This is a genomic window from Agrococcus sp. DT81.2 (assembly GCF_049844935.1).
Lineage (GTDB): Bacteria > Actinomycetota > Actinomycetes > Actinomycetales > Microbacteriaceae > Agrococcus.
On sequence record NZ_JBNCLZ010000006.1, the window covers coordinates 149,919 to 162,685 of the forward strand.

A 12,767-nucleotide genomic window follows, 5' to 3' on the forward strand; every position below is an offset into this window, starting at 1 on the left:
CGCGGCGCTACTGCGCCGGCAGGATGTCGACCTCGATGTCGTCGCGGTCCTCAGCCCAGTCGCCGACGACCGCCGTGGTGATGCGCTCGCTGCCCTCGCCCGGCAGCGTGAACTCCCAGCCGAACACCCGCAGGTCGGCCGTGCATGTCTGCCCGTCCTCCGCCGCCTCGAACTCGATCTCGAGCGACGTGCCGTCATCGTCGATCTCGATCTCCTCGCCGACGGGCTGGCAGTCCTGGGAGCCGCTCCCCGCGCCGAAGACGAGCACGGTGCTGTACTCCTCGCCCCACATCACGAGCGGGTCGGAGCCCAGCTCCGCGACGTCGACCTGCGCGAGCACCGATTCGTCGGTGATGCGGCTCGCACGGCCGTCGTCGTCGCCGCTCCGGGAGGGCGTCGGGCTGGCGCTGGGCGACGCCGACTCGCTCGGGTCGCTGCTGGGCGACGCCGACTCGCTCGAGTCGTCGCCGGTCGGCGATGCCGAGCTGTCGACCGTCGGCACGGCCGGCGCAGTGGAGTCGGAGGGTGCGCCCGTCGACGTGCAGCCGACCAGCAGCGCGACGCCGACAACAGCCAGGGGGATCGTGGATCGCATGTCGTCACTCCTCGCGGTGCGCGGACCGCGACGCTCGCGGATGCCGCGTGCGCATACGGTGCACCTCGCGGCTGGATATGCGCTGGACGAGAGGCGCACCGTCACGGAGCGAGTGGGTCGGGATGCGTCAGCGCGCCTCGAGCACGTCCTCCGGCGCGAGCGTCAGCACGATCGAGCTGTCGGCGGCGGCCGTGCCCGTCACCGTGACCTCGACGGGCAGGGTCGCTGACACGGGCTCCTCGAGCTCGAACGCCCAGCCGTACAGGCGGTAGTCCGCCGAGCAGTCCATGTCGCCGCTCGGGAACTCGAACGCGACCTCGATCGCCGCGATGCCGGAGTTCTTCGCCGCGATCGGCGTCGGCACGCACTGCGTCGCTCCCGAACCGCCGAGCAGCACGGCGAGGCGGCGCCCCGGCTCGATCCAGCGCACGTACGCGTCCTGCACCATCGGATCGGGCTCCGGCAGCTGCGCGTCCGGGATCGGCGTCGGCGCCGCGCCCGTGCCCTCTGTCGGCGGGTCGGGGATGAGCGAGGGCTGCGGATCGGCCGTCGGGCCGCTCACGAAGATGTCGTCGGGGCCGATCTCGACCTCCGTGGTCTCGTCATCGCCGCGCAGGTTCACGAGCTGCACCTGCAGGGTCGCGTTCGGGTCGACCTCCGACGGCAGCGCCAGCTCCCAGCCGTGCAGCGTGAAGTCGGCCGTGCACATCACGGCGGGGTCCGGCGGGTCGAAGCGCACGACGACCGCCTCGGTCGCCTCATCGAGCTCGGCCGCATGCGGCTGCGGGATGCAGCCCCCGCCGCCGCCCGAGCCGCCGATCACGACGGCGACGGATGCGCCGACCTCGACCCAGCGCACCGCGTAGCCGTCGTCGCTCACGGCCTCGAAGAGCCCCTCGGCCTGCAGCCGCTCGTCGGTGATCTCGACCGGGGCATCGCCCGCGGCGCTCGTCGAGCTCGGCTGCGGCGGCGCCGTCGTCGGCGCGGCGCCGGGCGCTGAGCACGCGGCCAGCAGCGCTGCCGCGCCGGTGAGCGCGACGGCGGCGAGCATCCGTCGCGACCGGCCGGTGGGCCGGACCGCGAGGGCAGCGGTGGTGAGCGGACGGCTCTCGGATCGGCGCACGGCCGGCTCCTCTCTCGCGAGGCTCTTCCCCGCACGCTCTGACATGTCCAGTCTCCGGTCGAGGTCACGACCGTGCGGTCACGATTCGATCACGTTCCCTGTGCCCAGCCACCGGCTGCGGCCGCAGCTCGCCGGGCGCGCGCTCGCGGCGGGCTCGGCATAGGCTCGACGGGTGAGCATCGACAGCCAGGCCGGCGAGGCGCGACCCGGCAGGAGCGCCGAGGCGCTGCTCGGCCCCACCGAGATCCGCGCGCTCGCCGCGACCCTCGACCTGACGCCGACGAAGCGCTGGGGGCAGAACTTCGTCGTCGACGCGAACACCGTGCGGCGCATCGTCAAGATCGCGGATGTCGCCGGTCGCGACGTCGTCGAGGTGGGGCCGGGCCTCGGGTCGCTGACGCTCGGTTTGACCGAGGCGGGCGCGAGGGTCGCCGCCGTCGAGATCGACCCGCGGCTTGCCGAGCTGCTGCCGCGAACCGTCGAGCGCAAGCAGCCCGACGCACGGCTCGAGGTCGTGCACCACGACGCGCTCACCATCGAGTCGCTGCCGTTCGAGCCGCAGGCGATCGTCGCGAACCTGCCGTACAACGTCTCGGTGCCCGTGCTCATCCACCTGCTCGAGCGCTTCCCGACCATCGACCGCGCGCTCGTGATGGTGCAGTCCGAGGTGGGGCACCGGCTCGCCGCGCCGCCCGGGTCGAAGGTGTACGGCTCGCCGAGCGCGAAGGTCGCGTGGTGGGGGCAGTGGGCGCTCGAGGGCGACGTCTCGCGCCAGATCTTCTGGCCGGTGCCGAACGTCGACAGCGTGCTCGTCGGCTTCCGGCGCGGGCCCGAGCGTGGCGACGAGGCGCTGCGGCGCCGCACGTTCCGCGTCATCGACGGCGCGTTCGGGCAGCGGCGCAAGATGCTGCGGCAGGCGCTGTCGGGCGTCTTCGGATCGTCGGCAGCCGCGACCGAGGTGCTCGAGCGCGCGGGTGTCGAGCCGACGCTGCGTGGCGAGGCGCTCGAGCTCGCCGACTTCATCCGCATCGCCGAGGCGGCGCCCGAGGCGACCGCCGCCTCCGCATCCACGCAGGAGCCGTGATGGTCGACCGCATCGACCGCAACATGGGTGCCGACGCCATGCGCGCCGCGACCGGCCGCACCCACGACGAGTGGCGCGATCTGCTTGAGGCCGCGGGCGCGCTCGAGTGGACCCACCGGCAAATCGCCGACTGGCTCGTGACCGAGCACGGCGTCGAGCCCTGGTGGTCACAGGGCATCACCGTCGACTTCGAGCAGGACCGCAAGGGCCGGCTGCCCGGCCAGCAGGCCGACGGCACGTTCTCGGTCTCGAGGACGCACACGGTGCCGGGGGAGCGGCTCGCCGCGCTCGCGGCCGTCCGTGCCGAGATCGAGCAGCGCTTGGGTGCGCCGCACGGTGAGAACCTCGCCGCCGCGCAGCCGGTCGTGCGGTGGCGGCGCGGCGACGGCACGCGCCTCGCGGCAGCGGCGCAGCAGCCGAACCGCACGGGCACCCCGATCAACCTGACGATCGAGCGGCTGCCGGATGCGTCGGCCATGCAGAGCGCGAAGGCCGAGATCGACGCGATCTTCGCCGCCGTCGCGGGCTGACGCCGAGCGGCACGACCGGTACGAGCGGCGCCATTGGGCGCCGGCGGGGCTCAACGTCGGCTCAGGACTCCCCGTCCAGCTCGGCCACCAGCCGCCGCGGCGCCGTGACCCGGTACGACGCGTCGAGCAGCTCGGCCACCCGCGTCCAGTCACCGGCGTCGAGGTCGACCGCGACCCATCCGCTCGGCGCCAGGTACGCGGGCTGGATGGCGCCCTCGGCGAGCAGCGCGAGGCGCTCGTCGGGCTCGAGCAGCACGCACAAGTGGTGGGGATGCTGCACCCACTCGCCGTCATCCTTGGTCGAGCAGCCGAAGTAGGCGAAGACCTTCTGCGTGCAGAACGCGGGGCGCCCGTGCGACACCTTCTCGGCGGCGCCCGGCAGCGCGAGCGCGAGCCGACGCACGCGCGCGAGCAGCGGGTCGTCGTCGTCGAACATGGGCGGATGCGCCATGGCCGTGAGGCTACGCCAGGGTGCCGACAGCTGGCGCGTCAGGGAAGCGGACGGTCGCGCACTAGGTTGGATGCCGTGGCGCAGGGCAGTCGGAGGAGCACGGTGCGCGCCAAGGCGCCCGGCAAGATCAACGTGCACCTCGGAGTGGGTGCGCTGCAGGACGACGGCTACCACGACGTCGCGACCGCCTACCAGGCCGTGAGCCTCCACGAGCTGGTCGAAGCGACCGAGGCCGACGACTTCTCGGTGCGCTTCTCCGGCCCCGTGCCGCACGAGCACCTCTCGACCGGCGCCGACAACCTCGCGATCCGCGCGGCGATGGCGCTCGCCCGGCGTGGACGCGTGAAGGGCGGCGTCGCGCTCTCGATCGAGAAGCACGTGCCGATCGCCGGCGGCATGGGCGGCGGCAGCGCCGACGCGGCCGCGACCCTCGTCGCGTGCGACGAGCTGTGGGGGCTGCACCTCGGCCGCGAGGCGCTGCACGAGATCGGCCGCGAGCTCGGCGCCGACGTGCCGTTCGCACTGGCCGGCGGCACGGCCGTCGGCACGGGCCGCGGCGATCAGCTCACGCCGGCGCTCGCGCGCGGGCAGTTCCACTGGGTGCTCGCCTACGCGGACGGCGGGCTCTCGACGCCCGACGTCTATCGCGCCCTCGACGAGCACCGCGCGCTCCACGCGGCCGACATCGCGCCGGCGCACGACGTGCCGACGGTGGATGCGCGCGTGCTGCAGGCGTTGCGGGCCGGCGACCCGTCGATGCTCGCCGAGGTGTTGCAGAACGACCTGCAGGCGCCGGCGCTGCGGCTCATGCCGCGGCTCGCCGGCACGCTCGAGCTCGGGGAGCGCTCGGGCGCGCTCGCGGGCATCGTCTCGGGGTCCGGCCCGACGGTCGCGTTCCTGTGCGACAGCGTCGCGTCGGCGCTCGAGGTGCAGGAGCGCCTCTCGGCGGCGCAGCTGACCGCGGTGAAGGTGACCGGCCCGGTGCCGGGCGCCCGCGTGATCGACTGAGCCGACCCGCAGCATCCGCCCCGCCAGGCTCTTGCCGCCGCACCTGACTGGCGCCTCGCGCAGCTGACTGGCGCCTCCTGCACCTGACTGGCGCCTCCTGCAGCTGAGTGGCGCCTCCCGTGCGTGACTGGCGCCTCCGGCAGCTGAGCGGCGCCTGCGGCAGGTGAGTGGCGCCTTCGGCCGGGAGTGGCGGGTTCCGCATCGGAGTGACGCCCGAACATCCATTCACACGCGGGAGCCGCCACTCACGTGCGGGAGCCGCCACTCACGTGCGGGAGCCACCACTCACGTGCGGGAGCCGCCACTCACGTGCGGGAGCCGCCACTCACGTGCGGGAGCCGCCATTCACGTGCGGGAGCCGCCACTCAGATCGGCGAGGCGGCGCCCTCCGCTCCGCGGCGAGAGCGGATAAGGGACAATGGAGCGATATGGCACATCTCCTGGGCGCCGAGCGCGTCGGCGTCGCGTTCCCCACGCGCACCGTCTTCGAATCCATCTCGCTCGGCCTCGAGGACGGTGACCGCATCGGCATCGTCGGCCGCAACGGCGACGGCAAGTCGACCCTCCTGCGCGTGCTCGCCGGCTCCCTCGAGCCCACGAGCGGCCGCGTCACGCGCCGCGGCGGCCTCCAGGTGGGCGTGCTCGACCAGCGCGACACCCTCGACCCCGACATGGTCATCAGCGAGGCGATCGTCGGCGACCGGCCCGAGCACGAGTGGGCGGGCGACGCGCGCATCCGCGACCTGCTCGCCGGCCTGGTCGGCGACCTCGACTGGCACGGCCGCATCGGCGACCTCTCCGGCGGTCAGCGCCGCCGGGTCGCGCTCGCCCAACTGCTCGCCGGCGACTGGGACGTGCTCTTCCTCGACGAGCCCACGAACCACCTCGACGTGCAGGGCATCGCCTGGCTCGCCGACCACCTCAACGCTCGCTACGCGACCGGCAAGGGCGCGTTCGTCGCAGTGACGCACGACCGGTGGTTCCTGGATGCGGTGTGCACCGGCACGTGGGAGGTGCACGACCAGCTCGTCGAGCCGTTCGAGGGCGGGTACGCCGCCTACGTGCTGCAGCGCGTCGAGCGCGACCGGATGTCGGCCGCGAGCGAGGCGAAGCGGCAGAACCTGATGAAGAAGGAGCTGGCGTGGCTGCGCCGCGGCGCTCCCGCCCGCACCGCCAAGCCGAAGTTCCGCATCGACGCGGCGACGCAGCTCATCGAGGACGAGCCGCCCGTGCGCGACCCGATCCAGCTCGCGCAGCTCGCCGCGACCCGCCTCGGCAAGGACGTCGTCGACATCATCGACGCCTCCGTCGAGCTCGGCGGACGCACGATCCTCGACGACGTCACGTGGCGCATCGCCCCCGGCGAGCGCGCCGGCGTGCTGGGCCGCAACGGCGCCGGCAAGTCGACCCTGCTCGCCCTCATCGCCGGGCGCATCCGCCCCACCGCGGGCCGCGTGAAGACCGGCAAGACCGTGAAGATCGCCGAGCTCACGCAGGAGCTCGCCGAGCTCGAGCAGCACGAGGACGACCCGGTGCGCACCGTCGTCGCGAACCTGAAGTCGAGCTACGCCACCGGCGGCAAGGAGCTCACGCCCGGCCAGCTGCTCGAGCGGCTCGGCTTCCGCTCGGGCGAGCTCTCGACGCTCGTGAAGGACCTCTCGGGCGGCCAGCGCCGCCGGCTGCAGCTGCTGCTGATCCTGCTCGACGAGCCGAACGTGCTGATCCTCGACGAGCCCACCAACGACCTCGACACCGACATGCTCGCCGCGATGGAGGACGTGCTCGACTCCTGGGCCGGTTGCCTCATCGTCGTGAGCCACGACCGGTACCTCATCGAGCGCGTCACCGACCACCAGTACGCCATCATCGACGGCTCGCTGCGGCACGTGCCCGGCGGGGTGGATGCGTACCTCGCGCTCTCGGGCACGGGCTCGGTCGACAAGGCGGCGAAGGCCGCGTCACCGCAGTCCGCGGCCGGCGACGCCACGTCCGGGCTCAGCGGCGCCGAGCGCCGCGCGCTCGAGAAGGAGGCGGCGAGCCTCGACCGGCGGCTCGCGAAGGCGAACGCACAGCGCCAGGGGGTGCTCGACCGCTTCGAGGTGGTCGACCACGGCGACCTCGACGCGCTCGCGGCGCTGCAGGCCGAGCTCGCCGACCTCGACGAGAAGATCGCGCTGCTCGAGGAGCAGTGGCTCGAGACGCACGAGGGCCTCGAGGCCTGATCCGCGGTGACGGGGGGATCACAGTCGCCTCGGCTACGCTGACGAGAGCCGCGCCCGTTGCGCGCGACGGAAGGGGCACCGATGGCGGAGCAGACGATCCTCGTCGTCGACGACGACCCCGCGCTGGCCGAGATGATCGGCATCGTGCTGAGCGGTGAGGGCTACGAGCTCGAGTTCTGCGCCGATGGCGCCGCGGCCGTCGACCGCTTCCACGAGGTGCAGCCCGACCTCGTGCTGCTCGACCTCATGCTGCCCGGCAAGGACGGCATCCAGATCTGCACCGAGCTGCGCGCCGAGTCCGGCGTGCCCATCATCATGCTCACGGCGAAGGGCGATCCGACCGACATCGTCGTCGGCCTCGAGTCCGGCGCCGACGACTACGTCGTGAAGCCTTTCAACCCGAAGGAGCTCGTCGCCCGGGTGCGCACAAGGCTGCGCCCGCAGCGGCAGGCCGACACCGGCATCCTCAGGGTCGCCGACCTCGAGATCGACGTCGAGGGCCATCAGGTGCGCCGGGGCGTCGACCCGATCGCGCTCACGCCGCTCGAGTTCGAGCTGCTCGTCACGCTCGCCTCGAAGCCGAATCAGGTCTTCTCGCGCGAGATGCTGCTCGAGCAGGTCTGGGGCTACCACTACAAGGCCGACACGCGGCTCGTGAACGTGCACGTGCAGCGGCTGCGCTCCAAGGTCGAGCGCGACGTCGACAACCCCGCGGTCGTGACGACCGTGCGCGGCGTCGGCTACCGCGCCGGCGCGCCCCTGGGCTGAGGCCGTGGCCGCGCGGCGCTGGGGGATCGAGCGGGCGACGGGCTTCCTCCGCCGCTCCCTCCAGGCGCGCGTGGTGGCGATCAGCATGCTGCTGTCGGTGCTCGCGCTCGCCGGCGTCTTCGGCTACATGTCGGCCTCGGTGGGCGAGAACCTGTTCGAGACGCGGCGCGACGAGGCGCTCGTCGAGGCCGTGCGCGCGACCACGGGCATGCAGCAGATCTTCAACGAGGCCGTGACGCAGAGCGTGACGAGCGGCGAGGTCGACGCGCTGCAGGACCGCGCGCTCGACGCCGTGACCGGGCTCATCTCCTCGCGCTCGAGCACCGAGTACGCGATGCTCCGCTCAGAGGCACAGCCCGACACGCAGCTGCAGATGAACGACGTGCAGTCGCAGGGCTTCGACACCGACCTCCTCGCCGCAGAGCTGCGCACGGCCGTCGCCGCATCCGCCGACGTGCCCTACTACCAGTCGGTGCGGCTCGAGGGCGAGGCGGGCACCGAGCCCGGCATCATCGTCGGCACGACGGTCGACGTGCCGATCGCGGGCCGCTACGAGCTCTACCTGCTCACGAGCCTGCAGTCCACGCAGGCGACGCTCGGCTTCATGCAGCTCACGATGCTGCTCGGCGGGCTGGCGCTCATCGCGCTCATCGGCCTGATCACCTGGTTCGTGGCGCGGATGGTCGTGGGGCCCGTGCAGGCGGCCGCCGCTTCGAGCGCGCGGATCGCCGCCGGCGAGTACGACGTGCGCATCCCGGTGCGCGGCGATGACGAGATCGCCAAGCTGGGCCGCTCGTTCAACGACATGGCCGACTCGATCTCGCGGCAGATCAACGAGCTCGCGACGCTCTCGACCGTGCAGCAGCGCTTCGTCTCCGACGTCTCGCACGAGCTGCGCACGCCCCTCACGACGATCCGGCTCGCGGGCGACGTGCTCCATGACCGTCGGGATGCGTTCGACCCGGTCGCCGCGCGGACGGTCGAGTTGCTGCACACGCAGATCGAGCGCTTCGAGCAGCTGCTCGCCGACCTGCTGGAGCTCAGCCGCTTCGACGCGGGCGCCGCCCAGCTCGAGATCGAGCCGACCAACCTCGTGCGGCTCGCGGAGGGCGAGATCGCGGCCGTCGAGCCGCTCGCCGCGGAGCGCGGCACCGAGCTGCGGCTCGTCGCGCCCGGCGGGCACTTCGAGGCCGAGGTCGACCCGCGGCGCATCCGGCGCATCCTGCAGAACCTGCTCGGCAACGCGATCGATCACGGCGAGGGCAAGCCGGTCGTCGTCACCGTCGACTCCACGAGCGATGCGGCCGCGATCGCCGTGCGCGACCACGGCGTCGGCATGACCGAGGAGGAGGCGGCTCGCGTCTTCGACCGCTTCTGGCGCGCGGACCCCTCGCGGCAGCGGCGCACGGGCGGCACGGGGCTGGGCCTGTCGATCAGCCGCGACGACGCCGCGCTGCACCGCGGCTGGATCGACGTCTGGTCCAAGCCGGGGGAGGGCACCGCGTTCCGGCTGACGCTCCCGCGCGCCGGGGCGCGCGCCGTGGCCTCGCCCATCGACCTCCCGCCCGCCGACACGCAGGCGATCACCCTGCCTCCCGAGAAGCATCGACGCGAGGCGTCGGCGGCCGAGCTCGACAGCGGCGCGATCGCCCTCGACCCAGCGGGCCCCGCGAGCACGACGAGCCCAGCGACCACTGCGGGCACCGCCAGCACCGAGGAGATCGACCGATGAAGCGTGCCCTCGCCGCAGCCGCCGCGGCGCTGCTCCTGCTCACCGGCTGCGTGGCGATCCCCGACGCCGGACCCGTCAGCGAGGGCATCGTCGACATGAGCGAGCAGGATGACGGCCTCGTCTTCCTCGCGCAGGAGCCGGAGGAGGGCGCGACGCAGGAGGAGGTGATCGTCGGCTTCCTGACGGCGGGCATCAGCCCCGAGGGCGGATTCTCGATCGCGCGCGAGTTCCTCACGCGCGCCGAGGCGCAGCAGTGGCGGCCGAGCGCGGGCGTCATCGTGCGCGCGGGCCCGCCGGAGGTGCAGTTCGCGAGCGAGACCGAGGCGACCGCGGTCGTCGCCGCCGTCTCCGAGATCGACGCCGTCGGCGCGCTGCAGCGCCCGGCCGCCGACCGCAGCCTCGAGTTCCTGATGCAGCGGGAGGAGGGCGAGTGGCGCATCGCCGACGCCCCCGACGGCATCGTGCTGTCGAGCATCCACTTCGCCGAGCTCTTCCGCGCGCACTCCTTGCACTGGCTGACGCCCGACGGGACGCGCGCGGTGCCGGAGGTGCGCTGGTTCGAGCGCACGGCGACGACGCTCGCGGCCCGCATCATCGACGCGATCCTCGCCGGCCCGTCGACGTGGCTGTCGCCCGCCGTCAGCACCGCGGGGGCCGCGGACGCGAGCCGCATCGGCGAGCCGCGGGTGGAGGGCACGCGGATGACCGTGACGCTCGACCTGGCGCAGATCCAGCAGCTCGGTGCCGGCAGCCTGCAGACGCTCTCGACGCAGCTCGCGCTGTCGCTGCGCTCGGTGGGCGTGCGCGAGGTGGTCGTGCAGATCGAGGGGATCCAGGGCCTCGCGGCGTCGAGCACCGACAGCCCGCCGATCGACGTCGGCGCGGTCGATCAGCGGCCGCTCGTGCTCGAGGGCGCGACGCTCCGCTCGATCGGCTCGGGCGCATCCACCGTCGACGACGTCGGGCCCACGCTGCAGGCGATCGGCGCGACGAACTACACCGTCGGCGCGGAGGGCGGCGTCGCGCACACGGGGTCGACCGCCGTGTGGATCGAGCCGGGCGCCGACCCGGTGACCATCTCGGCCGACACCGCCTCGGTGCCGACCGTCGACGACAGCGGTTGGGTGGTGCTGCAGGAGCGTTCTGCGCCGCAGCGCCTGCTCGCCTGGCGCGACGGCGAGCGCAGCGAGCTCGCGCTGCCGCCCAGCGCCGCCCGGATCGCCGCGATGGAGCTCTCGCGCGACGGCACGCGGCTCGCGGTGGTGGTCGTCGACGGCGATTCGAGCCAGGTGCTCGTCGCCGCGATCGTGCGCGACGCCGAGGGCAGGCCCGTCTCGCTCGGCGAGCCGTACCGGATGCCGCTGCTCGACGCCGCGGCGACCGACGTCACCTGGGCGAGCTCGACGCAGATCGCCGTGCTCGCGACCGGCGGCGACGAGGCGGAGATCGTCATGCACGTCGTCGGCGGCGACTCGGAGCAGCTGCCCGCGCCCGGAGTGCTCGTGCAGGCGATCGTCGGCGGCAGCGAGGGCACCTCGACGCTGCGCGCGCTCGGCGCCGACGGCTCGCTGCTCTCGCAGCGCGGTCGCGTGTGGGTGGCGACGGAGGGCCTCGGGCCGATCGCGCTCATCGCCACGCAGCAGTAGTCCATCCACAGGCGGCGGCCGCCTCCGCCCGCTGGAGCGCGTCGGCGCGCCAGGATCGCGGCATGCGGATGGGTGCGGGCGCGTGGGTGCGGAGCGCCCTGCGGGAGGCGGCGAGCGTGCTGTGGCCGGTCGCGTGCGCCGGCTGCGGAGCGGCCGACGTCGCCGTGTGCGACGCGTGCGCGGCGGAGCTGCGCGGGCCGCTCGTGCGCGAGTCGCTCGACGGGGTGCCGCTCGTCGCCGCCGCCGTCTACGACGGCGCCGTGCGATCGCTCGTCGGCGCGTGCAAGGAGCGGGGCGGGCGGGCGGAGGCGCGCGCGCTCGCGGTGGGCCTCGCGCGCGCCGTCGCCGGGGCGCCCGAGGGTGCGCTCGTCAGCGTGCCGCCGAGCAGGGGAGGGATGCGCCGGCGCGGCTTCGACCCGCTCGCGCTCATCCTGCGCGCGGCAGGCCTGCGGGCGGTGCCCCTGCGCCGCGTGGGCGGCAGCGGAGCGCAGAAGGAGCGGTCGGTGGAGGCGCGCGCGGTCGCGGCGCGAGGCTCGCTCGCGGTGCCCGCGCGAGCCGCGGCGCGAATCGAGGGCAGCCGCGTCGTGGTCGTCGACGACGTCGTCACGAGCGGCGCGACGGCGCGCGAGGCGCTGCGCGCGCTGCGCGCGGCGGGGTGCCGACCGGTCGCGATCGCGGCCGTCGCGCGCACCCCGAAACGGGGGACACGCCATTGACGTGACGTCCATGCCTCGGGGGTAGAGTGACCGGCACGCAAGTCGGCATTGCAGCCGCAAGCGCCGACGCCGATCCACAGGGGAGGCCACCATGGACATCACGTTCGGCGCCAAGGGCGCAGACATCACCGACCGTTTCCGCGCGTATGCGGAGGAGAAGCTCACGAAGGTCACGCAGCTGCTCCCCAGGGCGACGGCCCTCGATGTCAGGCTCACCCGCCACGCCGATCCGCATGTCGCCATCGCCGGCGGCAGGGTCGAGATCACGGTGCACGGTCCGGGCTCGATCATCCGCGCGGAGTCCGACGGACCCGACAAGTACATGGCGTTCGACTCCGCCTTCCACCGCATCATGGAGCGCGCCCGCCGCGCTCACGACAAGCGCCACGACCACAGCGCCCGCCGCCGCACCCCGCTCCGCGAGGCCGCCGCCGCCGGCTTCGAGCAGGTCGCCATCACGCCCGCCGACCCCGCGGTCGTCGAGGCCGTCACCACCGGCGCGCTCCCGATCGTCACGCAGGAGCAGCAGGAGGCCGAGAACGAGTGGTCGCCCGTGGTGATCCGCGAGAAGCGCTTCCCCGCGAAGCGCATGAGCGTGCGCGACGCCGTCGACCAGATGGAGCTCGTCGGCCACCCCTTCTACCTCTTCGTCGACGAGGCCACCGACGAGTGCGCAGTCGTCTACCGCCGCAAGGGCTGGTCGTACGGCGTCATCTCGCTCGACGACAACGTCGCCGAGACCGGCTCCGAAGCCGACACGGATTCGCAGCGCGCGGTCTCCTGACCCGTCCGGGCGGCTCCCCAGAGGTCTCTGGGGAGCCGCTCGTCGCGCGTTGCTACGATGAGCAGTCGGTCATCGGACCGTGACCGTACCCCAACACCGGGAGGCATC

General features: G+C 73.5%; 12 protein-coding genes. 9 read left to right on the top strand and 3 right to left on the bottom strand.

What is annotated here, in order from left to right; all coding sequences use genetic code 11:
- Positions 1-7: 7 nt before the first annotated feature.
- Positions 8-595, bottom strand: a complete 588-nt coding sequence (locus tag ACLQ21_RS12575) for a hypothetical protein (RefSeq protein ID WP_425664157.1) — start codon at positions 593-595, stop codon at positions 8-10.
- A gap of 127 nt (positions 596-722) precedes the next feature.
- Positions 723-1,718, bottom strand: coding sequence for a hypothetical protein (locus ACLQ21_RS12580; RefSeq protein ID WP_425664158.1), 996 nt, complete (start codon positions 1,716-1,718; stop codon positions 723-725).
- A 172-nt stretch (positions 1,719-1,890) separates the two neighbouring features.
- Here ACLQ21_RS12580 and rsmA point away from each other — a divergent pair, with 172 nt between their 5' ends.
- A complete protein-coding gene (rsmA, locus tag ACLQ21_RS12585) occupies positions 1,891-2,802 on the top strand; it encodes a 16S rRNA (adenine(1518)-N(6)/adenine(1519)-N(6))-dimethyltransferase RsmA (protein ID WP_425664160.1) in 912 nt (303 codons plus the stop codon).
- Complete coding sequence (locus ACLQ21_RS12590; RefSeq protein ID WP_425664162.1) at positions 2,802-3,332, top strand: DUF4287 domain-containing protein; 531 nt, start codon at positions 2,802-2,804, stop codon at positions 3,330-3,332. Before rsmA ends, ACLQ21_RS12590 begins: the two co-directional genes overlap by 1 nt.
- A gap of 61 nt (positions 3,333-3,393) precedes the next feature.
- On the opposite strand, the gene ACLQ21_RS12595 is transcribed toward ACLQ21_RS12590, so the two are convergent.
- Positions 3,394-3,783, bottom strand: a complete 390-nt coding sequence (locus tag ACLQ21_RS12595; protein ID WP_425664164.1) for an MmcQ/YjbR family DNA-binding protein — start codon at positions 3,781-3,783, stop codon at positions 3,394-3,396.
- A 75-nt stretch (positions 3,784-3,858) separates the two neighbouring features.
- On the opposite strand from ACLQ21_RS12595, the gene ACLQ21_RS12600 reads away from it, so the two are divergent.
- From ACLQ21_RS12600 to hpf, 7 genes are all read left to right on the top strand, one after another.
- On the top strand, positions 3,859-4,791 hold the full coding sequence (locus ACLQ21_RS12600) for a 4-(cytidine 5'-diphospho)-2-C-methyl-D-erythritol kinase (protein ID WP_425664166.1): 933 nt from the start codon (positions 3,859-3,861) through the stop codon (positions 4,789-4,791).
- A gap of 428 nt (positions 4,792-5,219) precedes the next feature.
- Positions 5,220-7,013, top strand: coding sequence for an ABC-F family ATP-binding cassette domain-containing protein (locus ACLQ21_RS12605; RefSeq protein ID WP_425664167.1), 1,794 nt, complete (start codon positions 5,220-5,222; stop codon positions 7,011-7,013).
- Positions 7,014-7,094: 81 nt separating this feature from the next.
- Positions 7,095-7,781: an MtrAB system response regulator MtrA gene (mtrA, locus tag ACLQ21_RS12610; protein WP_425664169.1), complete on the top strand. Its 687-nt coding sequence runs from the start codon at positions 7,095-7,097 to the stop codon at positions 7,779-7,781.
- A 4-nt stretch (positions 7,782-7,785) separates the two neighbouring features.
- Positions 7,786-9,513 (top strand): MtrAB system histidine kinase MtrB, encoded by a 1,728-nt coding sequence (gene mtrB, locus ACLQ21_RS12615; RefSeq protein WP_425664171.1) that lies wholly within the window; start codon positions 7,786-7,788, stop codon positions 9,511-9,513.
- Positions 9,510-11,159 (top strand): LpqB family beta-propeller domain-containing protein, encoded by a 1,650-nt coding sequence (locus ACLQ21_RS12620; protein WP_425664173.1) that lies wholly within the window; start codon positions 9,510-9,512, stop codon positions 11,157-11,159. Before mtrB ends, ACLQ21_RS12620 begins: the two co-directional genes overlap by 4 nt.
- A 62-nt stretch (positions 11,160-11,221) precedes the next feature.
- On the top strand, positions 11,222-11,875 hold the full coding sequence (locus ACLQ21_RS12625; RefSeq protein WP_425664174.1) for a ComF family protein: 654 nt from the start codon (positions 11,222-11,224) through the stop codon (positions 11,873-11,875).
- Between the two features lie 91 nt (positions 11,876-11,966).
- Positions 11,967-12,659, top strand: coding sequence for a ribosome hibernation-promoting factor, HPF/YfiA family (gene hpf, locus ACLQ21_RS12630; RefSeq protein ID WP_425664175.1), 693 nt, complete (start codon positions 11,967-11,969; stop codon positions 12,657-12,659).
- Positions 12,660-12,767: the final 108 nt, after the last annotated feature.